Consider the following 25374-nt stretch of genomic DNA (forward strand, 5'->3'; position numbering starts at 1 on the left):
TTACACTATCCTGATCATAGAAGGTTTTGCATTTATAAAATCAAGTGCTTCAAGTTCGCCTATCATATTTTGTATATCTTTTTCCACGGCTGTATGTGTTGATATCAACAGGTTTGCACTTTCATTGTCACTTGGACGCTGCAGCATGGTTTCTATAGAGATATTGTGTGTTTCAAATATTTTTGTCAGTCTTGCCAAAACACCGGTTCTGTCTGAGACATTGACTCTCAAATAGTATTTGGACTCGATTTTTTCCGTTGGTTTGAGTGTCAGCTGATTGCCTTCCATCGGTCGGTTAAATCCAAGCATCGGCGTCGATTTTCCGCTTCTTGCTATATCTATGATGTTTGCCACAACTGCCGAAGCCGTTGCATCGCCGCCTGCACCCGGACCATAGTAGAGTGTTTCGCCGACTTTGTCGCCGACAACAGATATACCGTTCATCACGCCGTCTATTTTTGCTATCATCTCTTCTTGTTTAATCAAACAGGCATGTACTCGCAGTTCCACTTCATTTTTGTCTTTTTTTGCAATCCCTAAAAGTTTGATGGCATAACCGAACTCTTTGGCAAATGCAATATCGTCCTGCGTCACATTTTCAATGCCCTCTATCAGAATATCCTCGGGTTTTGCATCAATGCCGTAGGCAATGGAAGCCAAAATAAGCAGCTTGTGCGCAGCATCATATCCGCCCACATCAAAAGTCGGGTCAGCTTCGGCATAGCCGAGTTCCTGAGACTCTTTTAAAATGTCATCGTATGCCACACCCTCATTCGTCATCTTTGTCATCATATAGTTACATGTACCGTTCATAATACCCATAATCGACTCTATATGATTGGCTGACAAACCGTCACGAAGTGCCGTTATGATTGGAATACCTCCGGCAACACTCGCTTCAAATTCAAAGGCTTTGTCTTTTGCAATCTCCTGCAATTCATAACGATGGTATGCCAGCAGCGCTTTGTTTGCAGTTACAACAGACTTACCGGCTTTGAGTGCGCGTTTTACCACTTCAAATGCCTCTTCTACTCCGCCCATCAATTCTACGACAATATCTATTTCTTCATCATTTAAAATATCATCTACATTATCTGTTAATACAATGTCCAGACCCCGCTCTTTTTTGAGATTTTTCACGATACCGCTTTTGACGACAATATCAACACCCGCACGGGCAGAAATCACATCCGCATTCTCTTTTAAAATTTGTGCTACACTTGTTCCGACTGTTCCGACACCGATTATTCCGACTTTTATCATTACTTTTTACTCTCTTTTTTACAGCCGTCAAACTGTTTTAAAAATTCTTTTATATTTCTGGCAGCCTGACGAATCCTGTTGTCATTTTCAATGAGTGCTATACGAACATAGCCCTCACCGTATTCTCCAAAACCGATTCCCGGAGCCACGGCAACACCTGCTTCAATCAACAGACGTTTCGAAAACTCCAAAGAACCGAGATGTGCGACACACTCAGGAATTTTTGCCCAGGAAAACATTGTTGCCTCATTCTTTTGTATATGCCAGCCTGCACGCCCGAATGCTTCTATAAGCACCTCCTGGCGGTGATTGTATTTTTGGGTAATCTCGCTCACACAGGTCTGATCGCCGTTCAGTGCAACCGTCGCCGCCACCTGAATAGGCGTAAACATACCGTAATCCAACCATGATTTGATTTTTTGCAAGGCACCTATGAGTTTTTTGTTTCCTACAAAGAAACCTACACGCCAGCCTGCCATATTGTACGATTTTGAAAGCGTAAACGACTCGACTGCCACATCTTTTGCACCCTCTACGCTCATAATAGAAGGTGTTTTATAGCCGTCAAAGGTAATGTCACCGTAGGCAATATCGGAAATCACATAAAATCTTTTCTCTTTTGCCATCGCAACCAAACGTTCATAAAACTCAGGCGTAACCGTTGCTGTTGTCGGATTGTGCGGAAAATTGACCAAAACATATTTTGGTTTCGGGGAGCTCTCTTTGAAAACCTTTTCCAGACTCTCAAAAAAGTGATCTTCATTCACCCGGTAATGCTCATCAAACTCTATACCGAATTTGATAACATTGCCTCCGGCCAGAATAAAAGAGTATTCGTGAATCGGGTAGGTAGGATCAGGTACAACCGCCACATCTCCTATGTTTGTAATGGCATAGGTAAGGTGTGCATACCCCTCTTTGGAACCCATTGTCGCCACACACTCTGTTTCAGGATCAAGCTTGCAGTCATAACGGCGTTCATACCAGTCTGCAATTGCTTTGAGGAGTTTCGGAATCCCTTTTGAAGAAGAGTATCCGTGTGTTTTTGTCTTTTGGGCTGATTCGACAAGTTTGTTTCGTATATGCTCCGGCGTCGGTCCGTCAGGATTTCCCATAGAAAAATCTATCACATCTTTACCGGCACGGCGTTCTGCCATTTTTATATCATTAACTTCCGCAAATACATACTTTGGAAGTCTCTCAACTCTATTAAAATTAAACTCATCAAACATTGTTTACCCTATAACATGAAATATTTAGTGCTATTTTAGCGAAAAATTATTAGAATAAAGTTACGGTCTGTAAATTATCTTTTGCCCTTTGGATATAAAACAAGAGAATCTTTGACATTTTTAAGTGTATGCATATCCGATATTTTGATATATTTCGCATTTTTGGGCATGATAAGTGTCAGTTTTTTATAGATTTTATTTTTTTTAAAAAGTTTTAAAAGATGCAAAGAGGCATCATAATAGGCAATATACGGATACCATCTGTTTCTTCTTGAACTTTTGATCGTCAGACTTCTGATCTTTGAAATATCAAGCCAATGGGCATACAAAGAGCGTTTTAATTTCAGTTCTTCGCCTGTATGCAGCTGAGCGACATTGAGATATCCGTTGCTTATGTCAATGGTGTATGTCCACTCTTTGAGAGAATTTTTTTCTACGTCTATTATATTACAACCGCTTTTTTGCAGTTCGTTTTGCAGTATCAAAGGGTCGGTTGCATACTCTGATGTGAGATTGATACTCCAGGAAAATTCTGAACTGTCAAAATTTGATGCTGTTGTCACATATCTGAAATAGCCCAGGTTTTGCAGCGTGTCTTCCATAATTTTTACAAAAAAGAGAGGATACCCGCTTGTTTTAAAATTGAGCCGAAAATCCTGTGGTGAACGAAAAAAAAGATTTAACAGACCATTGTCTTTGAGTGTCTGTATGACCTTCACCGCATTGACCCTGTCTTTGACATAAAAAGAGGATTTCGGTTCAAAAATCACATTGATAAAATCTTTGTTTGTCTCATAGGATTTCTCACCTAAAAAGCTTTTAATTTTCACATCCAATGGGTCTTGTGTTATATCAACACAATTTGCAAAACCAAAAAAGAGTGCCATGAGAACAAAGACTTTTACCATGCACTACCTCTGTTGAGTCTTTTAAATTCCTCAAAAGTCAACTCCTTCACTGCACCCTCTTTATACAGGAGTCTTAATGTTTTTTTCGAATTAAATTTCTTTTTCTCTGTATCCGTGACAACATCTATGTAGCCATGCCCAAAAATCAAAAGCCACTCTTTGTCTGGATCAAGATCAAACTCTCCCGTAAATGTCTTTTGATATTTCTTGTTTGTTGCAACATCAATATAACCCATCCAGACTTTTGATCTTGCAATAATTTTAAAACTTTTCTCTACGGCTTTTTCTTTTTTTATTGCAGTTTCCTGTGTCGTGTTTGCATCTTTGAGTGTCTTGTTTTCATCTTTTTTCTGACTGACATTTGTATCAACAGATAAAATCTGAATATTGCTTTGTTTTGGAGGAGGAGTCTTTATCTCTTCATCTGTATATTCCACTGTATAATACAAAGCAGCAAGCAGAGCAACCATTGTAAGTAAAATATAAAAAAGTGTAAAGTTTTTCTTTTTTTTCGGTGCTATAAAAATCCCGTCTTCAGTGGTTGTCTCAACAGGATTTTTTTCATTATAGTAGGCAGTTCCGGCATTTTTCAATTCACTCAAATCAATGTTGTACTCTCTTTGGAGTATCGAAATAAAACCAATAAACTGAATTTTGTTCAAACCGTCAAAACTTGCATGTAAAATTGCCTGTATATGTCCTACCGGTATGTGTGTATCTTCATAAATTTTCTGTGCGCCGATATCTTTTAATTTTTGCAACCCGTCATTGTTCATATCTCATCCTGTCCATTAAAATAGCTCCGGCAACACTTACATTCAGTGAATCAAAATCATGTGCCATTTTTATACTGACTATATTGTCTAATTTTGCGCTTACTCTTGCAGTAAGGCCTTCTCCTTCATTGCCCAGGACTAAAAGCCTTTTTTTCGCAATTTTTGCTTCTCTGATATCAATACCGCCCATATCAGCACCATAGCTGACAAAACCGGACATCTTAAAATCATTCAATAAGTTATGTATGTTATTTTCAACAGCCAAAGGCATATCAAAAAGTGCACCGGTACTTGTACGAAGCAATGGTTCAACAGCAAGATGTTTGATCCCGCTGACAATAATCGCATCCACACCCAAGGCATAAGCACTTCGTACAATGGCGCCAATATTGCCGACATCTGTAAGCCCTGCCAAAACAACTACAAACTCTTTGTCTAAAAATGTCTGGTAATTATGGAGTTTGTAATCTTCAACTTCAGCCAAAAATCCCTGGTGATTGGCATTTTTACTCATTTTAACGGCTGCTTCATTTGGAATGCGTTTAATTGCAAAATCCATTTTCATAAGGCGGGAGTACTCTTTTTTCTCAAGTTCTTTTGCAAGATACAGAGTCTTTATTTTTTGCGGATAGTTGTTGATAAGATAATATATTGGTTGTTTGGCATAAATTAACATGAGAGTATTTTATCCAAAAAAGTGTTTATTTAAAATTTTTTCATAAATTTACATTAATCTTTGATAGATCTCTTTTGTATTTTCACCTGTAATTTTACTGATAAGTTTTGCCTGCACTTTTTTAGGCAAGTCCAGTGCCAGTATATCGTTTTCACTAACGGCAGAACTGTTTTGTTCATTGGCTGCCTGAATCACCACAACCCATTCGCCACGAAAATTTCCATCAAGTTTTACAACTATTTCAGCTGCAGTGCCATGCAGGTATCTTTGATATTTCTTACTCAGCTCTTTACACAGAAATATTTCTCTTTCAGGTGCTTCTTTTGCAATTTCTAAAAGCAGTTTTTCCAAACGGTGGGGGGACTCATATAAAACTGTTGTATAGCCACTGTGCAAAGCACGCTGCAAACCTTCACTGCGACTGCTTCCTTTATGGTCCAAAAATCCTAAAAACAGCATTTTTGTTTCACAAAATCCACTGGCAACAAAAGCAGTAAGCACGGCATTGGCACCAGGAAGCACATCATAGGAAATATCATGTTCCAGACAATAGGCAACCAAGGCCTGTCCGGGATCACTCACACCGGGCATGCCAGCATCACTGACATAGACAATATTTTGCTCAAAAAAAGAGGGAGAAAGTTTTTCAACAAAACTTTGTTCATTATGAGAATGCAGAGCAATAAACTGTTGGTTCTCTTTAAATTCTGTATTATAGCGTTCTTTAAGAATATGGATGAGTTTTTTGGTAACGCGGGTGTCTTCGCATAAAAGTGTATCGGCATTTCTCAGAGCATCAATCGCTCTGAGTGAAATATCGCCGATGTTTCCAATCGGAGTTGGAACAAGAGTCAGCAAGTTAAAAAATTATTTTTTATTGTAACGTGCGTTAAATTTCTCGATACGACCAGCCGTATCAACCATACGCTCTTCGCCTGTAAAGAACGGGTGACATTCATTACAAATATCAATTCTCATTTCCGGCTTTTGGCTTTTTGTTACAAAACTATTTCCACATGCACATGTTACAGTACAGTCAACTAACTGAGGGTGAATACCTTTTTTCATCTTTTTACCTTTTGATACTCGTCAAAGTACGAATATCTATATATTTTTTAAATCCGTATGGGGGCAGATTTTCTGAATGGAATTATAACCAAATTTTTTCTTAATACAAAATTTATCCGATGATATACTGATTTCTTCCATTCTCCTTTGCTCTGTAGAGTGCATTGTCTACACGTTTAAAGAGTGCATCCTCATCATCTCCCTCACAGTAAAGCGTTAATCCGAAGGAGAGCGTCACCTTTGGCACCGGAGTAAAAGATTCCTGAAGCATCTTTTTCTGAATCTTCTGTGCTACTTTTTCCAAAGCTTCTACTTTGGCATTTTTCACAATAATAATAAATTCTTCGCCGCCCCATCGTGCAACAAAATCATCCTCACGTACATTTTTCAGCAAAATTTGTGCAATTTTTTTCAAGACATGATCTCCGACATCGTGTCCGTAATTGTCATTGACCAGTTTAAAAAAGTCTATATCAATCATCATCATGCCAAAAACTTCGCCATACCGTTTTGCACTTTTTATCTTCTTTGTAACTATGCGGATATACTCCTGTCGGTTATACAAGGCAGTCAGAGGATCATGAATGGTCAGGGTCTCCAACTCCTGGGATGTCATCTTGACCAGATGGGTTAATGATTTTTTTATAGAGTCAAAAGTATGCTTTGGTGCAAAACTTTTTTTCTCGCACTCTGTATAGTCTGATTCTGACAAGAAGAGCGCTGTTGTCGTGACATTTAACAACTCTGCCATCTCAGAAGATTGAAAGAATTCACCAAAAGTAAAAAAACCGCCTGTCGGTGCAATGGCTTCCAAAACACCCAGTTCATCTTCGAGTTTTTCTCCTAAAAGTGCTTTTCGTGCGACACAGGAATATATAAAGATTGTTTCTGCGCAGTGCCGGCTCAAAGCACCGTAAAGTTCATCAAGATGATCTGTCAAATCTTCAATGTCGGCAAAACTAAACCGCACAACATCGCCCACTTCAAATCTGCCTGCATACTGCAAAAAGCCCTCTTGCGTCACAGCAATAGGATCCCGCGCTACAGTAATGTCTCCTTTTTTCAGCAACAACGGAAAAGGAGCACATGCTTCAGGAATTTTTTCCAAAATATGCTTGCCAAGGTATCTCTTGTATATGTCCAAAACAGGGATTCCGTCAAGTTCATACAAAACTGTCTCTTGTGCTTTTGTCACTATCATCTCTTTGCCGATAGGGGTCCAGGCAAGAATATAATCACTCTTGGCATGCAGTTCCTCACCGCTTAATGTTGCTATCACACATCCGTTGTCACTGTAATTTTTCTCGTCAAAAACAAATGTTTTTTGAAAAAGTTCATCACCGGCTCTTCCTCCTGCAATGACAATATCGGGCATGGTCCTGTGAATATTTTCTATCAATGCTTCAGCGTTACTTTTAAATCCGTCACTGAAAATTATCATCGCTTTTGTATTTTCCCGTACCAGCGCTTTTTGCATCATTGCAACATTAAAATCATCTTCAAAAGAGTAAAGTCTCGAAGCGACTGTACTCTTTTTAAAGAGATTCAAAGAGAGCACAACTTCTTTGTCATACATGACAGCATTCGCTATGCCGCCGGCCGTTGTGGTACCGATGATATTTGCATAGGGGAGTTCTTTTTTGATAAACTGTGCAAGAGAGAGACAGAACTCTTCCTCTGTAATCCCGCTCAATACCTGAACAAGAAGTGCCTTTCCCTCTTTCAGTTTATACTTTTTTACAAATTTTTGAAATGTTTTTTCATCTTTATAAATTATATTATAACTCTTCATTCAAAAATTATATCACGCTTCTCTTAAAGCAATATTTTGCTTGCAACTGCTAAAACTGCACTCTCAGAACGAAGAATCATAGGTGTATCCAGCCGGAACACTTCCTGATTTTTCAAAAACTCTTTTTCTTTGGCTGAAAACCCGCCCTCACAGCCTATCAGTACTGTTGTAAAATCACTCTCACACTCCAGTTTTTTATCTGTAAAATCAAAAACTTTTGTATCCGGATTTTCTTTGATAAATGTTTCAAGCCCTTTACATGTAGCAAATTCCATAAACTCTGTACGCCCGCACTGCTGATTTGAAGCCTGCAAAATCCGTTCAAACCGCTTGAAATCAGGCTTAAAGTTTTTCTGACTGCGCTCGCAGTAGATGAAAGTAATCTTTTTCACCCCTGTTTCGTTCAGACTTGCCAGTACTTTTTCAACAGACCTGTTGTCAATGACACACCAGCCGATATGCAACTCTTTTTCTGCTTTGACTCTCAGGATTTCTGAAGAAATACGCTCAAACACTGCCGTTCTTGGTTCGATTTTCTGCAACCTGTATATATGCAGCCTCTCTATATCTTCTTTATTGCGAAAACCCAGTTCGTCACCGACTTTGTGGCGGCGTACTTTTATAAGATATTTAAAATCTTCGTTCTTTACATGTAAAGAGTCTTTGCCTGCCTCTGCATTGAAAAGATATAGCATTTTACAAAAACCACATCCACAGTGACATCAAAAGCACCAAAATAAATTCTGCCTGCAAAATTGTTCTTGCAAACGGTTTGTATGCGTTAAAAGCATGCTCTTTTTTCGTACTCAGATATTTCAGGGCTTTTAACCTTTTTGTTTCCAAAACAATCAATACAACACCTAAAAAAATCATAGCAATATTTTCTATACTGAAGTGCAGGTGCTTTGCCGCCATCATCACAATACCGGTAAACAAAAGCGAACCAAGTATTGTCATTGTCAAAGGTGTCAAATACAAAGAGTTGACCCTTTTGTATCTGGCAAGCTCCTGAGAACTTATCAGAAAAAAAAGATTTACAAAAATCATCACCAAAATTGCAACCGCAGACCAACTATGTAGGCTTAAACCCATATTATACATTTCATTCATAACGAAATTATATTATAATATGTCTATTAAACAAAGAGTCTGCACAAAGGATATACTATTATGACTGTAAGCATTGAAAAAGCACTCGAACTGATTTATACAAATACGAAACGAAAATCGCTCAAAATACTGCCCATTGAAGAAGCTTTGGGCTATGTACTTGCCGAAAATATTACAGCAACACACAATCTCCCGCCTTATGACAATTCCGCGATGGACGGGTATGCGGTAAAGATAGAAGACTCTGACAAATGTGTTACGGTGTCTTGTACAATTTTTGCAGGGGATGATTTTCAGGGTGAACTCAGACACGGAGAAGCCATCAAAATCATGACAGGAGCAAGAATTCCGCTTGGAACCCAGTGTATCGTACCGGTTGAAGATACACAGGAGTGCCAAAACGGTGTCAAACTTCCCGACAATCTTGTCATCTCAAAGCATATCCGTCTCAGTGGTGAAGATATCAAAAAAGAGACTCTCTTGCTCTGTGTCGGTGACAAAATCGATGCACATCAGATTACACTGCTCGCATCCCAGGGCATCAGCCATGTCAAAGTGTACAAAAAGCCCCGTGTCGCTCTGTTTGCTTCAGGGAATGAACTGAAAATGCACTTTGAGCAGATTACAGAGTATCAACTCTACAATACAAATACACCGACACTCCTCTCCCGTGTCAGAGAACTCGGCTGTGAAGTGGAGTTTATCGGTACTGCCGCAGATACCCTCGAAGATATTCATACGCACATAAGGAGTGCACTTGACTGTGATTTTATCATTACAAGCGGCGGAGTAAGTGTCGGAGATGCCGACTTTACAAAAGAGGCGTTTGGCGCCTTCGGGTATGAAATTCTTTTTGACAAAGTAGCCATCAAACCTGGAAAACCGACTACTTTTGGAAAAATCGGAAACAAAGTCATCTTGAATCTGCCTGGAAATCCGCTCGCAGCAGCTCTAAATTTTGAGCTTTTCGGAAGAAGCATTATTTATGCAATGAGCGGACAAAAAGACAAATACATCAACCCCATTACTGCCAAAATGAAAAATGATGTCACACTGCGCGCAGGAAGAAGAACAGTCATTCCCGGCTATTTTGACGGTGAATATTTTACGGTTTGTGAGCAGTATGCTCCGGGAATGATTTCTCCTCTCGCAGAGGCGAACAGTTTTATCATCACTGATGAAAACTGTACAGAAATTCCAAAAGAAACCCCGGTAAAGACAATCAGTACAAAGTTCAGCTTCTGCAGTGCAGACTTTATACCTTTAAGTTAGCAGCGTAATTTTACAGCATCCCCATAGCAAGTTTTGCCTCTTCGCTCATCTTGCTTTGATCCCATGGCGGATCATACACCACCTCAACATCAAGTTCTTCAACAGAACCGTCTTCTATCGTATTGGCAATATTTTTCACCATATCTATAATGACCTGGCTCATCGAACAGGTTGGTGCGGTAAGCGTCATGACAACTTTGCATCTGTTTAATTTGCTCACCGGATCTTTTTCACACTTGACATCATAAATCAGACCAAGATTATAAATATCTACCGGAAGTTCAGGATCATATATCTTCTTTAACTCTTCAATAACCCGTGCTTCACTCTCCTTAGGCGTCACATCTCTTATATCACTCATACCGCTTCCTCTTTGCATCTTTTTGCATAAGCAGAGACTTTGTTTAAAAAAGCCTCTAAACTCTGTTGACGAACAGGGGAAAGGTGCTCGACTATTCCCAGTTTCTCAAGCTCTTTGGGATCAAAAGCAAGAATATCATCCACCTCCTGTCCGCTGAAAATATCTAAAAGCAGACTCAGCATTCCCTTTGCCATTTCACTGCTGCCCTCACCTCTTAAAACAAGCTTACCATCTTTACACTCACCGACAAGCCAGGCAGGAGAAGAACAGCCTTCTATAAATGTTGCTTCATTTTTTTCTTCTTCAGGCAAGACAGTGTGTTTTTTTCCCAAATCAAAAATATATTCAAACTTTTCGTTTGGTGTTTCAAACATCTCCAGATCTTCTTTGTAATAATTTACTTTGTCCCTAACACTCACAACTCTTCTCCAAACACAGTCTCACAGCAGTGATGGCAGGTGGCTATACACTCCAACTGTCCATGACCGTAATAAACCTTTTCAAAAGAGAGGTGCACATTTTCTCTTGTTTTTTCATCTTCTATCGCATCAATGATTTCATTTGCAAAAGCCAAAATCAACATTTTTCTGGCCTCTTCAAGCATAATACCCCGTGAGCGAAGATAAAAAAGCTGTTGTGCATCAAGCTCCCCTATCGTTGAACCGTGACTGGCTTCCACATCATCTATATAAATTTCCAACTGTGGTTTACTCGCCATGTAGGCCCCGTCATTGAGTAAAACGGCCTGGGAGTTTTGGTAGGCTTTTGTACCGCTCCCTTCTGCTTTGATTTTAATGAGCGCATCAAAAATTCCCCGTCCGCTCTCTCCTAAAATTGTTTTTGCTTTTTGGGAACTTTTTGCCCCCCTTGCCGCATGCACAATCTGCGAAACCGTGCCTCTTTTGCTCTCTCCCTTTGTATATAAAAGATGATGTGCCCTGAAATCACTTGAGTGCATCAGTTTTGCCTGTATTAACTGAAGCCCGTCGGCATTGCCAAAATCAAAACTGAAAAAGTCTGCACTGCTTTGTTCTGCCAGCTCTATATAATGCGAATGGATCGGTGTATAGATACCCTCAACGAGTGTTTCATCTTTTATAAAAGTGAATCGCGTATCTCTTTGAAGACGGATATCACAGCCGTAGAGCACCAAACTCTCTTTTGCATCACAGCCTATAAAAGATTCAGAAAGTGTCACTTTTATATTTGGTGCAGTCTGCACAACTACCCTGTAGGCAATAAGCGCATTTTCCTGGGTATATCTGTGTAAAATCTTTATGCTGCTGTCATTTTCAAAATTGATTTCAATGACTTCCAAAGAGAGTAGATGCCCAAGATAATAGAGCGGGTCAAAATGTTCTTCAGCAATAGTGCGCCTCTTTGTATAGCCGATTTTCAAGCCCTTTGGCGCACGTACTACAACACCATCAACTATCTCCACAAAATCAGCTTCTTCAATTTCAGACTCTTTTTTTGCGATTGCTCTGTACTCTGCATTGAGGAGTTTTTCAATAGGAAAATACCGGTACTGCTCTGTTTTTTTCGTAGGCAGTCCGAGTAGTTGCAGACGGGATGCCGCAGCTGCTGTTTCTTGTGAGACCACAGAAGAAAGGTTTGCTAAAATATTTGCCAAAACTATCTGTTTCATTTTAAAACTCCTCAAGAGTTGTATATCCCTTCTCTTCCAACTCTGCCACAAGTTCAGGACCCGCAGTTTTAACAATTCTGCCGTCTTTGAGCACATGCACATAGTCAGGTTTCACATACTCAAGAATTCTGCTGTAATGTGTGATAATCAAAAAGGTTCTTTTCTCATCTCTGATTTTGTTAATCCCCTCACTTACTGCCCGCAGAGCATCAATATCAAGTCCGGAATCAATCTCATCCAAAATAATAAAATCAGGTTCAAGCATCAGCATCTGCAGTGTTTCGTTTCGTTTTTTCTCGCCGCCCGAAAAACCCTCGTTGAGTGAACGGGTAATGAGCTCAGGTTTCATTCCGAGTTCCGTTGCCAGACGCTTTGCTTCGCGTAAAAATTCTGCAGCGTTAAGCTCTTCTTTGCCTTCAAACTTTCTTTTTGCATTCACCGCTGTTCGTAAAAAATAGGCATTGCTCACACCCGGAATCTCTACAGGATTTTGAAAACTTAAAAATATACCTTTGAGCGCACGCATTTCCGGTGCTTCTTCAACAATATTTTCTCCTTTGTAAACAATATCGCCCTCACCGACACTGATATCATAATGCCCGACAATGGCTTTGGAGAGTGTCGACTTCCCTGCACCGTTTGGCCCCATAATGACATGAACTTTCCCTGTTTCGAGTGAAAGATTCAATCCTTTTAAAATATTTTTTTCACCTATATTTGCATGCAAATTTTTTATTTCCATCATTGTACTCATCCTACACTTCCCTCCAATGTTAATTCTAAGAGCGCTTTGGCTTCTACCGCGTACTCCATCGGCAGTTGGTTAAACACCTCTTTACAAAATCCGTGTACTATCATGCTCACAGCATCCTCTTCGCTGATACCCCGTTGACGCAGATAAAAAAGCTGTTCGTCGCTGATTTTTGTTGTTGTTGCCTCATGTTCAACCTTGGCATGGGCACTTTTGTTCTCCAAATAAGGAAATGTATGTGCCCCGCACTCGCTTCCTATAAGCAGAGAATCACATTCGCTTCGATTGTGTGCGCCTTCAGCTTTGGCCGCCATTTTGACTAGTCCGCGATAACTGTTCTGTCCCCGCATCGCAGAAATTCCTTTTGAGATGATGGTAGAACTTGTATTTTTTCCCAGGTGAATCATCTTTGTTCCTGTATCTGCCTGCTGTGCAAGCGTTGTCACGGCAACTGAATAAAATTCACCCACACTGTTGTCTCCCTGCAAAATACAGCTTGGATACTTCCAGGTGATGACGGAACCGGTCTCCACCTGCGTCCAGGAAATTTTCGCATTGTCTCCCTTGCAAAGACCGCGTTTGGTAACAAAGTTGTAAATGCCGCCTTTGCCCTCTTTGTCACCGGGATACCAGTTTTGAATGGTAGAATATTTGATTTCCGCATCCCTCATCGCAATCAGTTCCACAACAGCGGCATGCAGCTGTGAATCATCCCGCATTGGTGCGGAACAGCCTTCATTGTAGCTTACATAACTTCCTTCGTCTGCAACAATCAGTGTTCTCTCAAACTGTCCTGTGTTGAGTGCATTGATACGAAAGTAGGTACTCAACTCCATCGGACAGCGAACCCCTTTTGGAATGTAGACAAAGGTGCCGTCTGTAAAAACAGCAGCATTCAGGGCTGCATAATAGTTGTCATTCATCGGTACGACACTGAACATATACTTTTTAACAAGTTCAGGATAATCCTGCAGGGCCTCAGAAATAGAACAAAAGATAATCCCGTGCTTTTTCAACTCCTCAGAAAATGTGGTTTTTACAGAAACAGAATCCACAACGGCATCTACGGCAATCCCCTGCAGCTGTTTTTGTTCATCCAAAGGAATGCCGAGTTTTTTATAGGCTTCAAGAATTTTTGGATCAACTTCATCAAGAGAATTTGCTCCCTTTTTTGGAGCCGAAAAATAAGAAATTGATTGGTAGTCTATAGGTTCGTAAGTTACATGTGCCCAGTGGGGCTCTTGCATTTTCTGCCATTTTTCAAGAGCATTTAAGCGCCACTGCGTCATCCACTCCGGTTCATTTTTCTTTTGGGAAATGAAACGAACGGTTGTTTCATTTAACCCGGGAGGCAGTGTGTCCTGTTCTATATCTATCTCAAATCCGAGTTTATACTCGCCCGAGACAGCTTTGTTAATCTCTTCCTGTGCCATATCTCTTCTCCTTTTATACCAAAAGAACAGTGTTTTATATTTTTGTTTGCTTTAAGTATAGCACTCTATTATTAAAAAATATTAAGAGGGCTCAGACACTTGCAGGATTTAAAAAAGTTTCTCCTCTTTTTATCTTTTCAAATAGGTCTTTATCTTTAAAATCCTCTAAAACCTGCACAGAAAAAACAATCTCTTCAAGCTTGATTTCACCCATATTTTTTGAGTGGGCATCTTCACGAAAACATTGTGCATAACCTGTGGCGGTTTCATGCACTATGACGCTCTCAAGGCGTACTTCTTTTTCTCCGTTTTGTGTTGATGTAAGCGACAAAAGTCTCTCTATCATCACAAAAATAACACGTGAAAACTGCTCTGCAGAAGGCGACACCGGCAATTGGACCCATCGCGCAGAGTGTTTTTTCATATCACGGACAAACTCCGGATCATCATCACGCCACAGAGCAATCGCATGATCAAAACTCTCCACGAGATCTTTCATGTTTTGCTTCATCAGTCCAAAATCATAGACCATCTGTCCGTTATCCAAAAAGTTGGATGCAAAAAGCAGTTCCACTTTGTAAGAGTGCCCGTGAATCGAACTTCTGCATTTTACAGTTGAGCATCCCCGTACAATATGTGCATTTTCAAATTTAAAAAGTTTTCTGATAATCATGATAAATCCCTCTTGTTCACCTATTTTTAAAGACACAAAGCCGGCACTGAAGTACCGGTTCCGACAACACTATTAAGTTAAGAAAACTAATGCTTTCTTGGAACCGGTACTTCAGTGCCGGCTGTTGCAATAGCCTTGCCACTCTCAGCCCGGACTGCAGAAAAAAATTTAGTTTTTCTCTCAAATCATGTTTGAGCATTAAAGTACGGATTCCGACAAAACATATGAAACTGCCTTGATGCTATACACCTTTGTTGGCATCCCAGATTCTTATGTGCAGTCTGTCACTGAAATTGTACCCCTTTGCCTTGCAGAACTCTATCAGCGGTTCGGTATTTTCTTCCAACTCTTTTTTGCTTCCTGCTACAGGCATACAGTAAACCTTGGTCTGAGGGGAATGCATGGTGACGCTTTGTATCTCCTCTTCCAGAGCTATATTTATAGACTCTTTGTCAATGGAAAATTTAAAAAAAGCATCTTTTGCATTTGCGGCAATATTGTAAATCACATCACCGCGCAGACGTTTACTCAGGGATTCTCCAGAATTAAAAAGCTTCACTGACAGAGCGAACACACACTCTTTGTATACAGGATATTTTTCAAAATCAACCGCTAAAGAACCGTTTGTTTCAAAAGTTATCTGATGTCCCTTTGCCACCAGGGCTTCCAAAAAAGCAACAAAGAGTGTATCGTTGGCATAAATCAGAGGCTCACCGCCTGTCAAAACAATGTCTACCGCTTCGGGCAAATCATACAAAGAGAGAATATTGAGCAGTTCTTCTACTTTATAAACAGGTACCCAACTCTGTAAAAAATGCTCTTTATTGACGGCATAAACAGTATCACAGCCGACAACTTCTGTACCGTCATTTGCTGTTTCTTTACACCCGAAACCTTCGCACTTCATATTGCAGCCGCCGAAACGGAAAAAAAGAGAAGGCGTGCCTACATACTTGCCCTCCCCCTGAATAGAGTAAAAATGCTCAACGAGGTAGATCATCCACCCGTCTCATAAAAAGCCCGGTTGGAAACTTCATCATCTTCTCCGCCCCAGCGATTCTTTTCCGGTTTTGTACGCACAACCTCTTTTAAAACAGCTGCCGCCCCTTTGATATCACCCTTTTTAATCGACTCCGCAATGCTCATTGCCTCATCAAAATACAGGCACGGTATCAGATTACCCTCGGCAGTCAGTCTTATACGGTTGCACTGCTTGCAAAAATCATCTCCGTAGGGTTCAATAATACCAAACCGGTATCCGTCTTTCATTCTGTAATAATGCGATGGCGAGGCACCGTCAAAACCTTCATCTTCAAATTCATATTTTTCTCTGAGAATTTCCAGAAGCTCTGATGATTTCAGCCCTGAAATATCCGCTTTGGCAAATTTGTTTTCCATATACTCTATAAAACGCACACTCATATTACGCTCTTTGCAATACTCCAGCACATCCACAATCTCATCAGCATTCATGTTTTTCATAGGTACCATGTTTACTTTGACTTTCAGCCCTACTTTGAGTGCTTCATCCACGCCTTCAAGTACATTTTTCAAAACATCTTTTCCCGCTATAGCCTGTGCCACTTCCGGTTTAAGAGTATCAATACTGACATTAATGCGTTTAAGCCCTGCATCTTTAAGCCGCTGTGCCGTGCCTTTGAGCAAAAAAGCATTGGTTGTCATTGCCAAATCTATCGCAGGTTCATAATCATAAATCATTTGAATAAATTTGTCCAGATCTTCGCGCAAAAGCGGTTCTCCGCCTGTAATGCGAATCTTTTTCACACCCTCGTCAATAGCCACTTTCATAAATTCAAACAGCTCTTCAAAGCTCAATAAGTTTTCTTTTGGAACCCATGAAAACGGTTTTTCGGGCATACAGTACTGACATCTAAAATTACATCGTTCGGTTACAGAAACTCTTAAATAATCTACCACTCTGTCATAGCTATCAATAAGCATTATATTTCCTAATTTTAATTCTTGTCATTATATCTTTTAGAGTTGATGCACTTCTTAATCAACTTCAATTTCTACAGTTGCGCATATTATATCATGCAATGCTTTTTTGTCTTTTCTGTAAAATGGAATTGCTAATCCTAAAAGAATTGTTGCAGAAAACAAAAAAGCTGTAAAACGGCACAAAGCCCGAAAAAATCCTATATTTTTATATGTTTTATCGTCAACTACTTTAATTTTATAGGCTTTTTTTCCCGGAGTCTGTCCAAATTTTGCCAGAAGAACGGCGTAAATCAATCCATATGTTGCTACCCCGAAAAATGGTGCCCATTGCGAAGACTGAAATGCTTCTTTGCTTCCCATCACAATATAAGCAATAATATATAAAATAGGTGCATATATCATAAACAAGTCGGTAATGAGTGCTTTTATTCTATCCGGATAACGCGCATAGCGTATGTGAGGTCTCTTTTGTTGTTGTTTTTGATGTTTTGTGTTTTTTTTGATATCTCTAAATCTCATAAAAAAGATTATATCAAAGCTTAACTTTAGGAGGGGTAATAGCGCAGTGTTATTAAGTGAAAAAAATTAATACTTTTTCGGAACCGGTACTTCAGTGCCGGCTGTTGCAATATTCTTGCCACTCTCAGCCCGCACTGAAGTACGGGTTCCCAAAAGTCGCTTAACTTAATAACATTGATTGTAATAGCCAGGGAATGGATTCCCACACAAAGTATGGAAACCCAAAGAAAAAGACTAGTGCAAGTCTCTCCACACTTCTTTTTTCCAAAGAATAGCAAATATTGCAAAGATAATAATATATATCATAACATATTTACCGATTTCTTCTCTTTTGTGACGTTTGGAATCTCCGACATTTTCAAGATGCTCAATCACTTTATCAGCAGCTTCTGCAGTCACACCTACACGAGGCATCGCAGTTCCTTTAAGATACGCTTGAGGATCTTCAACAAAAGTTTTGATGTAGTGCTCTCCGCGAGAACGGATATACATACTTAAATCCGGTGGCAAGGTACCGAGATATTTTGTTAAAGCGTCTTGATAATCAAGCACTTTTGTTTCAAATGCCAACTCATCCTGTTTGTGTTTGAATGTCGGTTTTTCTCCGATTTGTGTCCACGGTGCATGAAGCTTTCCGTCTAAATTATACTGATAATGAATTGCATGACATCGTCCACAAGCAACTTCAAATGCCATATTTGGCGTTAATTTCTCTTGCGGTACTGCAATTGACTGTAAGTAGGCAACCATGTCAGCCACTTCCTGATCCATATCTCCGCCGGCTCCGTAGAACTGTGGCATCGGATAAGATTTACCGCTTTTTTCATTGTATTTATGCTCAAGCATTAAAGCATGTGCAGGGTTTTTAATGAGTGCCGCTAAAAATTTAGCATCGAAGACAACTCCTGCATTTGATAAATCCGGTGGGTTTACACCGTAGCTTTGTGCTGCAGTTACAGGATCCATCGGAGCAGGCATACCGGCAACCTCAATACTGTGACAACCAACACAGGCACCTGCACCCATGACCAGGTCTTTTCCACGTGCAGCATCACCTTTTTTTGTCAATGCCGGTAAATCTTTGTATGTAAACCCTTCACTTTCTATGTGTTTGTGCATTTGCGAATGTGCAAACGGTTCAACCAAATAGTATGTCACAAGAGTAAATACAGTTACGACCACTAATATAAATAATTCTTTCACTGTTTACTCCTTAAACTTTTTTTTCAAATTTTGTGATAAATGGAAGTATAATCCATAAACCGATAAACGTTATAGCCGCGTAAAAACCGATAGCGCTAAATACACCTTCTGGCGGAACTTTACCCATTGCCGTCAGTATAATCATGTCAATCAACATTGCCCAGAACCAGTATTTGAACAGACCTCGACGTGACGCAGGCACTGCATTTGGGCTTCTGTCTAAAAATGGTAACAGAAAGAAAATTACCTGTGCAAAAGCAAATGCAATCAGTCCGACATCTGTTGAAAATGGACGTAAAATCTCATAAGACCATAAGAAATACCACTCAGGATAAATATGCGCAGGCGTCTTCAGACCGTTTGCAGGGTCAAAGTTTACAGGGTCCATTGCAAAATCATAATGATAAAAGACAAGATAAAAGAAAAGAATGAGGAAAATTCCCACAACCATCATATCTTTTGCCAAAAAGTCATTCATAAAACGAATTACTTTTGAATTTGCTTTGTCGCCGGCCAAATATTTTTTCGCTTCAGCATCAAAGTCAATCTCTTCACCGTCCTGGTTGTTTACATGTGGAATACGAAGCGCACCGAAGTGTAATCCGATAAGACCGATAATTGCCAAAGGAATCAACAATACATGTAACATAAAGAAACGATTTAAAAATGCTTGAGCAGGAATATAATCTCCGCGAATCCACTCAACTAAACCATCAGCATGTAAACTACCACCAGCAAAAAGATTTGTAATAACCATACCAGCCCAATAAGACATTTGACCCCATGGAAGCATATATCCTGAAAATGCTTCTGCTGAAAACGCAACAAATAAAAGCATCCCTGAAATCCAAATCATTTCACGACCATTCTTATATGAACCGTAATATATCCCTGTGAACATATGAATGTAGATTATCAGGAACACTACAGATGCCGCTACACCGTGAACATGTCTCCATAACCAACCGTAACCGACCTCCTGCATTATCGTGTAGTTTACACTGTCAAATGCCAAATCAATATTCGGTTGATAATACATCAGTAAAAAGATACCCGATATCAATAACAGTCCGAATGTAATCGCAAGTATCATACCCATTGCCCATAAAAAGTTAATATTTTTAGGAATCCAATACTCCGTAGCTAAAACACGGTTAAGCGTATCAATCGCAAGTCGTTGATTAAGCCAATCGTGCAAATTTTTTGCTTTTGTAAAATGTGCCATTTATCTTCCTTTGCTTATGCTTTTAATGTTATGCCATTTTCAAGCATCTTCTTATATTCAGGTCCTTCTTCACCTAAAACCAGTTTGTCTCCATCAATTTTAAATGGAGGAATATCAAGCCCACGCGGTGGCGGAGCTTTTGTCACCTCCCCTGTAAAGTCATACATACCACCATGACATGCACACAAAAAGCTTTTTTCGTCAGGATTGTACCCAGGGATACAACCAAGATGTGTACAAAGACCAAGACATACTAAAAAGTAATCATTTCCAATTTTAATAAGTCTCTCTAAATCTTTAGGATTTTTTTCTGCTTTTTTAACCATCTCTGCAGTTTGCTTTAAAACGAAAATAGGCTTCCCTCTCCATTTTTCTGTTACCAACTCATTCTCTTTATACTGCGACATATCAAGAGTAGTAAATCCGGCTGCTTTGACGCTCGGTAAAGGATCCCATGATCTCTTCATCGCGTACAATGAAGCGACAGCACCCACACCGGCAACAGCACCAAACGCTTTGCCCATAAAACCTCTACGGCTATTATTTTTCATGTTTTCTCTCTTCTTTATTCAATTTTCAATCCTTATTATATACCAAATAAGTTTTAATTATTTATAAATTTAAGCTTTCCTTTAGAAAGTTTGCTGTTTTGTTACTATTTTTTTCAATTATTTCATAATTTCTCGTAAAAACAGTCTCTAATATCACATTTAAGTGATTTTTATCATAATTATAAACGACAGGAATATTTAAGCTTTCAAACAGAGGAATAAAATCCCGTGTGTAATCTTCTCTCTGTATATAAACAGGTTTCCCGCCAGAGGCTAAAGAATCCAGCACTGCCTGTGGCGAAGCTGTGACTAAAACTTCACTCTGCATTATCATCTCATCATACTCTTCAAATTCGAAATAATGAACGAATCTTGTTTTTAACATTTCTTCATAATCTAGAAAATAATAAAATCCAAGCTGCAAATGTGGACGTAAATCTTCTATAAAATCTACATGTTTTTCCAAATCTTTTTCATAATCATCATCTCCGAAAAAATAGGAGAGTGGTACTGTCTTTTCTTTACATGTAAAGTATTTGTCAGCTACAACCACGGCTTTGCAGATACCTTCATCTTCCAAATAGGGAGAGAGCAAAAATTCATTCTCCGCTTTTACCTCATCAGGCTTATCGCTGATTCTCACAAATCTTGAAAAATAGTTTCGCATATCTTCAAGCATAACAGGATTTGCCTCTGCAGAATCAAAAATCAGCTTGTCGCCGTTATGGGCAATTTGGGGGATATTTCTGACAACATCAATCCCCACACTCTTTTGTATGCCAAAATCACGTGCCGCCTGTGCAATACGATAATCACTTGTCAACAGTGTAATATTTTCATCTTTTAAAGCATTGAGTATCGCCACTGCCCTGCGAAATCTGTCCAGGCCTATTCTGTGCCCCGTATGCACATAATAAAAAGTTCTCATAGTTTTTTTGCAGCCATTCTGATATATATATGCAGTATCTCAATTGCTGCGGGTGTAATTCCGCTGATATTCATCGCTGCCTGGAGTGTCGGCGGAGAAAAAGCCGCCAGTTTTTCCTGTACCTCTTTGGAGAGTCCGCTCACACCCGTAAAATCAAATCCTTCGGGTATTTTGACTTTCAAATATTTTTTCATACGTTCTATTTCCTGGCTCTGTTTGTCAACGTAACGGGCATATTTTCCCTCCACCAAAATTTCTTCTTTTATATAGTCATCATACTTGTCAAGTTCCGGCATAATCGTGACCATCTTTTGTACATCAAATGTTTTACGGGCAATAAGCTGCTGTGCGGTTGAGACATCCTTGAGCGGCTGTTCGTCCATAGATGCCAACAGTGCATTAAACTCTTTGTTTGGTGTAAATTTTGTCTCTTCCAAAAGTTTGGCACCCTCTTGTATCTGCTGGGCTTTTGTTTTGATTTTTTCATACTGTTCATCGGAGATGAGTCCAAGTTCATGTCCGTATTTTCCCAGTCGTACATCCGCTGATTCTTCACGCAAAAGGAGTCTGTACTCTGCACGCGAAGTAAACATTCTGTACGGTTCGTTCGTTCCTTTTGTGACCAGATCATCAATCAGTACACCGATGTATGCCTCATCACGACGTAAAATAAGCGGTTCTTTGTTTTGCAATGCCAAAGAGGCATTGATTCCCGCCATAATTCCCTGTGCTGCCGCCTCTTCATAGCCTGTTGTCCCGTTTATCTGGCCGGCAAGATACAGACCTTTGATTTTTTTGGTTTCAAGCGAGTGCTTCAGTTCACGCGGATCGACAAAATCATACTCTATGGCATAGCCGTAACGGACAATTTTTGCATTTTCCATTCCTTTAACCGAATGAATCATTTCTCTTTGCACTTCAGGAGGCAAAGAGGTACTGAGCCCGTTGACATAGATCTCTGTATTGTCCATGGTTTGCGGTTCCAAAAAAAGATGGTGTCGCTCTTTGTCGGGAAACTTGTCTATTTTATCTTCGATAGAAGGACAGTATCGCGGACTTTTTCCTGCAATCTGACCCGTAAAAAGAGGGGCTCTGTAAAAATTGCTCTCAATGATTTTGTGTGTCGTTTCATTTGTATAGGCGATGTAGCACGGCAGCTGTTTTTTTGTCGCACGGAATTTTTCTCTGTCTGTTCTGAAACTGAAAGGATTCGGCAAGGCATCCCCGTCCTGTTCTTCCATGACGGAAAAATCAATACTTGAACTGTCAATACGCGCACAGGTACCGGTTTTGAGGCGTGCCATACTCAGCCCTGCATCATTTTTAAGCGAAGCAGAAAGTCCGACGCTTCGTGGTTCTCCAAAACGTCCGCCCTCTTGCTGCACCTCGCCTATATGGATTATACCGTTGAGAAATGTCCCCGAAGTAATGATGACTTTTTTGGCTCTGTACTCATTTAACAATGCTGTGCGGACACCTTTTACCTCATCTTCTTCTATGATTAATGATTCAACCGTATCCTGTGCCAAATCAAGATTAGGCGTATTGAGTACAACATTTCTGGCGATTACACGGTACTTGTCCATATCTATCTGTGCACGGCTTCCGCGAACTGCAGGCCCTTTTGTCTGATTGAGTATGCGAAACTGTATGCCCGCTTCATCGGTAATGAGTCCCATTTCGCCGCCGAGTGCATCAAGCTCACGTACCAAATGCCCTTTTGCGAGTCCGCCTACGGCAGGATTACAGGAAGTTGCCCCGACATTTTCCGCAAGCATGGAAATCATCAGTGTTTTGTTCCCCATTCGAGCTGCCGCCAAAGAAGCCTCTATACCGGCATGTCCACCGCCTACTACTATTACATCATAATTCATTTATACATCCTGTTAGCATAGCTTGTTTATATAAGTAGTTTAATTTTTTGAGAATGGGCTAATTAAGGGCACCTCTAAAAACCCTGATATATCTCAACATTATAGCGAAGGTACTAATGCAAGGCAAAACTACGCAGGAGCTACGAGTAGCTTCAAGTGGTTTTAACGAAGCAGTAGTGCTTTTGCTAAAATGCCCTGCGGGAGCCAAAAAGAGAAGCAATCTTGCACAAAATTTTCGATCACCGTAGCTACGGCTATGCTTCAAGAAAAGTTTTGCACAATCTCACTCCTCTTTTTGGCTTTGAGGTATATCAGGGTTTTTAGAGATGCCCTTAAATTACTTATATAAACTTACTTTATTAATGCGAATTTTATCATTTTTCAGTATCATTTGCATAATATAAAGTAAATTACCTGAGGTTTTTAAGATGCGTACAGATTTATTTCAAGATTATGTACCCGAAATACTGGTTTATGACCCAGAAATTGACGGCAGTTACAAGCATAAAATACGGGACGAACATCTCAGCAGCAAAGAAAAATTATTAGAAAAAGTAAGAAAAGCAAAAGCAGCCGCCAAAGGCAATACAACAACTTTTAGACAACCAATTCGTACGGAGAATGAAGAATAATGATACAAAAAGCAAACGAAGCCTATAATTCCGGTGATTTTGAAACTGCATACAAACTTTATACACAGCTTGCCCAAGAAGGCAATGCCGATGCGCAAACCTCTTTGGGCTATATGCACCAAATGGCACAGGGGTGTGAAAAGGATGAGGCAAAAACACTGGAGCTGTACACAAAGGCAGCCGAGGCAAAACAGCCTTATGCCCTTTTTAATCTCGCTATTTTATATGAAAACGGTATTGGCGGTGTCAAACATGACATGTTCAAAGCATATGAGCTGCATATGGAAGCGGCAACAAGAGGCGTTCCGCCTGCCATGTATGAAGTTGCGCTTATGCTTGAGCGCGGGCTTGGCTGTATGCAAAACTACTCAGAAGCCGCATTTTGGTATGAAGAGGCGGCAAAACGCGGACATTTGCAGGCATTTAACAATCTTGGCGCACTCTACAAAGAGGGCCATGGCGTGATACAGAACGATGCAAAAGCTTTTATCTGTTTCAAGCGTGCAGCTGATGGCGGACTCACAGAAGGGCTGTATAATCTTGGACTCCTGTATGATCAGGGAATAGGCTGTGAAGAGGATCATGACAAAGCCCTTGACCTGTGCCGAAAAGCTGCCTATCAAGGACATGAAAAAGCCAAAGCTATCATTAAGGGTCTTCAAGAAGACGGTAAAATCGTCTTCTAGTTTTTTAACACGTGAATCGGAACACGTCCCGATTAACTGCGCTAGCCTCTCATGAGGCAGAGGAGAAACAGATATATGTTTACAGGACTAATCAGAGAAGTTGCAACAGTGAAAAGCTTTGTGGGTTCCACTCTCAGTATCAGAGCAACATACAAAGCCGGTATCGGTGATTCAATTGCCGTAAACGGTGCCTGTTTAACCGTAGTAAAAGTAAATCCAGACGGCTTTGCCGTAGAACTCTCTCCTGAGAGCCAAAAACTTTTGGCCATAGAAAATTATAAAAACGAGGTGCATATAGAACCTGCTATGAAAATGGGTGACCGGTTTGAGGGGCATATCGTTCAGGGACATGTTGATACTGTAGGCACCATTAAAGAGATCAAAAACAACGGCAACTCTTATGATGTTTTTATCACAGTAGAGAAGAAATTTACTCCCTATATTGTGCCAAAAGGCTCCATTACCATAGACGGGGTCAGCCTTACGGTCAATGATGTCGACGAAAACAGTTTTCGTCTGACTATCATTCCCCATACAATGAAAGAGACACTTTTTAAGAACTACAAAAAAGGCAGCCGTGTCAATGTCGAGACAGATATGTTTGCCCGGTACGTCGCACATATCATCAAACATCAAAAATCAACTTCACTCTCATGGGATGAAGTAGATCGAATAAGTGCAAATTATTAATTTTTTTCTGTAGTGCGGGCTGAAAACGGCAGGAAAGTTGCAGCAGTCGGCACTGAAGTACCGATTCCGGGAAAATAAATGCCAGGAACCCATCCTTCAGGGTGGGCTGAGAGTCAAAGCAACAACAATCAGCTGTGCAGA

General features: G+C 40.1%; 28 protein-coding genes. 4 read left to right on the forward strand and 24 right to left on the reverse strand.

Features of this window, described 5'->3' with window-relative positions; translation table 11 throughout:
* The 10 genes from ACM66U_RS10395 to ACM66U_RS10440 all read right to left on the reverse strand — a co-directional run bounded on the left by ACM66U_RS10395 (position 1) and on the right by ACM66U_RS10440 (position 8825).
* Positions 1-1263, reverse strand: coding sequence for a homoserine dehydrogenase (locus ACM66U_RS10395; RefSeq protein ID WP_151899493.1), 1263 nt, complete (start codon positions 1261-1263; stop codon positions 1-3).
* On the reverse strand, positions 1263-2495 hold the full coding sequence (locus ACM66U_RS10400) for an LL-diaminopimelate aminotransferase (protein ID WP_151899492.1): 1233 nt from the start codon (positions 2493-2495) through the stop codon (positions 1263-1265). Before ACM66U_RS10400 ends, ACM66U_RS10395 begins: the two co-directional genes overlap by 1 nt.
* 74 nt (positions 2496-2569) lie before the next feature.
* Entirely contained in the window at positions 2570-3403 is an 834-nt protein-coding gene (locus tag ACM66U_RS10405; protein ID WP_418640716.1) for a hypothetical protein, read from the reverse strand.
* The gene (locus ACM66U_RS10410; protein ID WP_418640717.1) at positions 3397-4179 is read right to left on the reverse strand and encodes a hypothetical protein; all 783 of its coding nucleotides are present in this window, start codon (positions 4177-4179) and stop codon (positions 3397-3399) included. Before ACM66U_RS10410 ends, ACM66U_RS10405 begins: the two co-directional genes overlap by 7 nt.
* A complete protein-coding gene (rlmB, locus tag ACM66U_RS10415) occupies positions 4169-4855 on the reverse strand; it encodes a 23S rRNA (guanosine(2251)-2'-O)-methyltransferase RlmB (protein WP_151899489.1) in 687 nt (228 codons plus the stop codon). The genes ACM66U_RS10410 and rlmB overlap by 11 nt, the downstream gene beginning before the upstream one ends.
* Positions 4856-4903: 48 nt before the next feature.
* Positions 4904-5713, reverse strand: coding sequence for a 16S rRNA (cytidine(1402)-2'-O)-methyltransferase (gene rsmI / locus ACM66U_RS10420; protein ID WP_418640718.1), 810 nt, complete (start codon positions 5711-5713; stop codon positions 4904-4906).
* Between the two features lie 9 nt (positions 5714-5722).
* Positions 5723-5923 (reverse strand): 50S ribosomal protein L31, encoded by a 201-nt coding sequence (rpmE, locus tag ACM66U_RS10425; RefSeq protein WP_151899487.1) that lies wholly within the window; start codon positions 5921-5923, stop codon positions 5723-5725.
* A gap of 112 nt (positions 5924-6035) precedes the next feature.
* Complete coding sequence (locus ACM66U_RS10430; RefSeq protein WP_418640719.1) at positions 6036-7715, reverse strand: diguanylate cyclase; 1680 nt, start codon at positions 7713-7715, stop codon at positions 6036-6038.
* 23 nt (positions 7716-7738) lie between these two features.
* Positions 7739-8410: a 16S rRNA (uracil(1498)-N(3))-methyltransferase gene (locus ACM66U_RS10435; protein WP_418640720.1), complete on the reverse strand. Its 672-nt coding sequence runs from the start codon at positions 8408-8410 to the stop codon at positions 7739-7741.
* A 1-nt stretch (position 8411) separates the two neighbouring features.
* Positions 8412-8825 carry a hypothetical protein gene (locus ACM66U_RS10440; RefSeq protein WP_418640721.1) on the reverse strand — a complete coding sequence of 138 codons (414 nt, stop codon included), beginning with the start codon at positions 8823-8825 and terminating at the stop codon, positions 8412-8414.
* 60 nt (positions 8826-8885) lie between these two features.
* Here ACM66U_RS10440 and glp point away from each other — a divergent pair, with 60 nt between their 5' ends.
* Positions 8886-10097 (forward strand): gephyrin-like molybdotransferase Glp, encoded by a 1212-nt coding sequence (gene glp, locus ACM66U_RS10445; protein WP_418640722.1) that lies wholly within the window; start codon positions 8886-8888, stop codon positions 10095-10097.
* A 10-nt stretch (positions 10098-10107) separates the two neighbouring features.
* On the opposite strand, the gene ACM66U_RS10450 is transcribed toward glp, so the two are convergent.
* The 14 genes from ACM66U_RS10450 to mnmG all read right to left on the reverse strand — a co-directional run bounded on the left by ACM66U_RS10450 (position 10108) and on the right by mnmG (position 23225).
* On the reverse strand, positions 10108-10458 hold the full coding sequence (locus ACM66U_RS10450; RefSeq protein WP_346389668.1) for a metal-sulfur cluster assembly factor: 351 nt from the start codon (positions 10456-10458) through the stop codon (positions 10108-10110).
* The gene (locus ACM66U_RS10455; protein ID WP_418640723.1) at positions 10455-10877 is read right to left on the reverse strand and encodes a SufE family protein; all 423 of its coding nucleotides are present in this window, start codon (positions 10875-10877) and stop codon (positions 10455-10457) included. Before ACM66U_RS10455 ends, ACM66U_RS10450 begins: the two co-directional genes overlap by 4 nt.
* Positions 10874-12106: a SufD family Fe-S cluster assembly protein gene (locus ACM66U_RS10460; RefSeq protein WP_418640724.1), complete on the reverse strand. Its 1233-nt coding sequence runs from the start codon at positions 12104-12106 to the stop codon at positions 10874-10876. Before ACM66U_RS10460 ends, ACM66U_RS10455 begins: the two co-directional genes overlap by 4 nt.
* Position 12107: 1 nt before the next feature.
* Positions 12108-12851: a Fe-S cluster assembly ATPase SufC gene (gene sufC / locus ACM66U_RS10465; RefSeq protein ID WP_418640725.1), complete on the reverse strand. Its 744-nt coding sequence runs from the start codon at positions 12849-12851 to the stop codon at positions 12108-12110.
* 5 nt (positions 12852-12856) lie between these two features.
* On the reverse strand, positions 12857-14290 hold the full coding sequence (sufB, locus tag ACM66U_RS10470) for a Fe-S cluster assembly protein SufB (protein ID WP_151899479.1): 1434 nt from the start codon (positions 14288-14290) through the stop codon (positions 12857-12859).
* A 91-nt stretch (positions 14291-14381) separates the two neighbouring features.
* Positions 14382-14963, reverse strand: coding sequence for a 6-pyruvoyl trahydropterin synthase family protein (locus ACM66U_RS10475; protein ID WP_151899478.1), 582 nt, complete (start codon positions 14961-14963; stop codon positions 14382-14384).
* 241 nt (positions 14964-15204) lie between these two features.
* The gene (locus ACM66U_RS10480) at positions 15205-15963 is read right to left on the reverse strand and encodes a 7-carboxy-7-deazaguanine synthase QueE (RefSeq protein ID WP_346389672.1); all 759 of its coding nucleotides are present in this window, start codon (positions 15961-15963) and stop codon (positions 15205-15207) included.
* Positions 15960-16925: a GTP 3',8-cyclase MoaA gene (gene moaA, locus ACM66U_RS10485; RefSeq protein WP_346389673.1), complete on the reverse strand. Its 966-nt coding sequence runs from the start codon at positions 16923-16925 to the stop codon at positions 15960-15962. Before moaA ends, ACM66U_RS10480 begins: the two co-directional genes overlap by 4 nt.
* Positions 16926-16979: 54 nt before the next feature.
* The gene (locus tag ACM66U_RS10490; protein WP_346389674.1) at positions 16980-17444 is read right to left on the reverse strand and encodes an RDD family protein; all 465 of its coding nucleotides are present in this window, start codon (positions 17442-17444) and stop codon (positions 16980-16982) included.
* 234 nt (positions 17445-17678) lie between these two features.
* Positions 17679-18647 (reverse strand): c-type cytochrome, encoded by a 969-nt coding sequence (locus ACM66U_RS10495; protein WP_151899474.1) that lies wholly within the window; start codon positions 18645-18647, stop codon positions 17679-17681.
* Between the two features lie 10 nt (positions 18648-18657).
* Positions 18658-19872, reverse strand: coding sequence for a cytochrome b (locus ACM66U_RS10500; RefSeq protein ID WP_151899473.1), 1215 nt, complete (start codon positions 19870-19872; stop codon positions 18658-18660).
* Positions 19873-19886: 14 nt separating this feature from the next.
* Positions 19887-20423 (reverse strand): ubiquinol-cytochrome c reductase iron-sulfur subunit, encoded by a 537-nt coding sequence (petA, locus tag ACM66U_RS10505; RefSeq protein ID WP_151899472.1) that lies wholly within the window; start codon positions 20421-20423, stop codon positions 19887-19889.
* Between the two features lie 61 nt (positions 20424-20484).
* A complete protein-coding gene (locus tag ACM66U_RS10510) occupies positions 20485-21351 on the reverse strand; it encodes a hypothetical protein (protein ID WP_418640726.1) in 867 nt (288 codons plus the stop codon).
* Complete coding sequence (gene mnmG, locus ACM66U_RS10515; protein WP_418640727.1) at positions 21348-23225, reverse strand: tRNA uridine-5-carboxymethylaminomethyl(34) synthesis enzyme MnmG; 1878 nt, start codon at positions 23223-23225, stop codon at positions 21348-21350. The genes ACM66U_RS10510 and mnmG overlap by 4 nt, the downstream gene beginning before the upstream one ends.
* 428 nt (positions 23226-23653) lie before the next feature.
* Between mnmG and ACM66U_RS10520 the strand changes: the two genes are divergently transcribed.
* The 3 genes from ACM66U_RS10520 to ribE all read left to right on the forward strand — a co-directional run bounded on the left by ACM66U_RS10520 (position 23654) and on the right by ribE (position 25233).
* Positions 23654-23857 (forward strand): hypothetical protein, encoded by a 204-nt coding sequence (locus tag ACM66U_RS10520; RefSeq protein WP_151899469.1) that lies wholly within the window; start codon positions 23654-23656, stop codon positions 23855-23857.
* Complete coding sequence (locus ACM66U_RS10525; RefSeq protein ID WP_151899468.1) at positions 23857-24543, forward strand: tetratricopeptide repeat protein; 687 nt, start codon at positions 23857-23859, stop codon at positions 24541-24543. Before ACM66U_RS10520 ends, ACM66U_RS10525 begins: the two co-directional genes overlap by 1 nt.
* Positions 24544-24618: 75 nt before the next feature.
* Positions 24619-25233, forward strand: a complete 615-nt coding sequence (ribE, locus tag ACM66U_RS10530) for a riboflavin synthase (RefSeq protein WP_418640728.1) — start codon at positions 24619-24621, stop codon at positions 25231-25233.
* The last annotated feature ends 141 nt before the right edge of the window (positions 25234-25374 follow it).

The sequence above is a fragment of the Sulfurimonas sp. ST-27 genome (assembly GCF_048081595.1).
Lineage (GTDB): Bacteria > Campylobacterota > Campylobacteria > Campylobacterales > Sulfurimonadaceae > Sulfurimonas > Sulfurimonas hydrogeniphila.

Excerpts from the sequence above, each read along its gene's own strand:
- ACM66U_RS10510 (WP_418640726.1), bottom strand. The coding sequence starts at position 21,351 with ATGAGAACTTTTTATTATGTGCATACGGGGCACAGAATAGGCCTGGAC.
- ACM66U_RS10395 (WP_151899493.1), bottom strand. The coding sequence starts at position 1,263 with ATGATAAAAGTCGGAATAATCGGTGTCGGAACAGTCGGAACAAGTGTA.
- ACM66U_RS10525 (WP_151899468.1), top strand. The coding sequence starts at position 23,857 with ATGATACAAAAAGCAAACGAAGCCTATAATTCCGGTGATTTTGAAACT.
- ACM66U_RS10490 (WP_346389674.1), bottom strand. The coding sequence starts at position 17,444 with ATGAGATTTAGAGATATCAAAAAAAACACAAAACATCAAAAACAACAA.
- ACM66U_RS10430 (WP_418640719.1), bottom strand. The coding sequence starts at position 7,715 with ATGAAGAGTTATAATATAATTTATAAAGATGAAAAAACATTTCAAAAA.
- rlmB (WP_151899489.1), bottom strand. The coding sequence starts at position 4,855 with ATGTTAATTTATGCCAAACAACCAATATATTATCTTATCAACAACTAT.
- ACM66U_RS10475 (WP_151899478.1), bottom strand. The coding sequence starts at position 14,963 with ATGATTATCAGAAAACTTTTTAAATTTGAAAATGCACATATTGTACGG.
- ACM66U_RS10435 (WP_418640720.1), bottom strand. The coding sequence starts at position 8,410 with ATGCTATATCTTTTCAATGCAGAGGCAGGCAAAGACTCTTTACATGTA.
- ACM66U_RS10480 (WP_346389672.1), bottom strand. The coding sequence starts at position 15,963 with ATGATCTACCTCGTTGAGCATTTTTACTCTATTCAGGGGGAGGGCAAG.
- ACM66U_RS10400 (WP_151899492.1), bottom strand. The coding sequence starts at position 2,495 with ATGTTTGATGAGTTTAATTTTAATAGAGTTGAGAGACTTCCAAAGTAT.
- sufC (WP_418640725.1), bottom strand. The coding sequence starts at position 12,851 with ATGATGGAAATAAAAAATTTGCATGCAAATATAGGTGAAAAAAATATT.
- glp (WP_418640722.1), top strand. The coding sequence starts at position 8,886 with ATGACTGTAAGCATTGAAAAAGCACTCGAACTGATTTATACAAATACG.
- rpmE (WP_151899487.1), bottom strand. The coding sequence starts at position 5,923 with ATGAAAAAAGGTATTCACCCTCAGTTAGTTGACTGTACTGTAACATGT.
- petA (WP_151899472.1), bottom strand. The coding sequence starts at position 20,423 with ATGAAAAATAATAGCCGTAGAGGTTTTATGGGCAAAGCGTTTGGTGCT.
- mnmG (WP_418640727.1), bottom strand. The coding sequence starts at position 23,225 with ATGAATTATGATGTAATAGTAGTAGGCGGTGGACATGCCGGTATAGAG.
- ACM66U_RS10440 (WP_418640721.1), bottom strand. The coding sequence starts at position 8,825 with ATGAATGAAATGTATAATATGGGTTTAAGCCTACATAGTTGGTCTGCG.
- ACM66U_RS10405 (WP_418640716.1), bottom strand. The coding sequence starts at position 3,403 with ATGGTAAAAGTCTTTGTTCTCATGGCACTCTTTTTTGGTTTTGCAAAT.
- sufB (WP_151899479.1), bottom strand. The coding sequence starts at position 14,290 with ATGGCACAGGAAGAGATTAACAAAGCTGTCTCGGGCGAGTATAAACTC.
- ACM66U_RS10460 (WP_418640724.1), bottom strand. The coding sequence starts at position 12,106 with ATGAAACAGATAGTTTTGGCAAATATTTTAGCAAACCTTTCTTCTGTG.
- ACM66U_RS10500 (WP_151899473.1), bottom strand. The coding sequence starts at position 19,872 with ATGGCACATTTTACAAAAGCAAAAAATTTGCACGATTGGCTTAATCAA.
- moaA (WP_346389673.1), bottom strand. The coding sequence starts at position 16,925 with ATGCTTATTGATAGCTATGACAGAGTGGTAGATTATTTAAGAGTTTCT.
- ACM66U_RS10410 (WP_418640717.1), bottom strand. The coding sequence starts at position 4,179 with ATGAACAATGACGGGTTGCAAAAATTAAAAGATATCGGCGCACAGAAA.
- ribE (WP_418640728.1), top strand. The coding sequence starts at position 24,619 with ATGTTTACAGGACTAATCAGAGAAGTTGCAACAGTGAAAAGCTTTGTG.
- ACM66U_RS10450 (WP_346389668.1), bottom strand. The coding sequence starts at position 10,458 with ATGAGTGATATAAGAGATGTGACGCCTAAGGAGAGTGAAGCACGGGTT.
- ACM66U_RS10520 (WP_151899469.1), top strand. The coding sequence starts at position 23,654 with ATGCGTACAGATTTATTTCAAGATTATGTACCCGAAATACTGGTTTAT.